The 317-nt window shown below is 64.4% G+C and carries 1 protein-coding gene; it reads left to right on the plus strand.

Going from position 1 to position 317, the window contains the following annotated elements; all coding sequences use genetic code 11:
* Positions 1-317 (plus strand): hypothetical protein (locus AB1L30_RS00430; RefSeq protein ID WP_367011383.1); only part of this gene is annotated, 317 nt, incomplete at both ends.

Consider the following 317-nt stretch of genomic DNA (forward strand, 5'->3'; position numbering starts at 1 on the left):
CTTACTGGCGACGCGATCGAGCGATTCTGGAAGTGTTGTACGCGTGCGCAGATCCCGTTCCGCTGTCAGGATGACCACGGCTGCCTGCTCGTCCTGCCCGAAGAGGCCGAGATCCTCACCCGCCACCGCGATTCGCGCCGGTCGGGCAAGCTCCGCTACAGCGAGACGCGCCTCGAAATCGGCGACCCGCTCTATGCGCTGGGCACGGAGACCATCGAGCCGGAAGAGATGGCCTCCTTGCGGCTCGAACGCGGCGACGAACGCTCGCTCCCCTATGTGCTCAGCAATTATTCCGAAGCGACCCTGATGCACCGCAA

The sequence above is a fragment of the Bremerella sp. JC817 genome (genome assembly GCF_040718835.1).
GTDB lineage: Bacteria > Planctomycetota > Planctomycetia > Pirellulales > Pirellulaceae > Bremerella.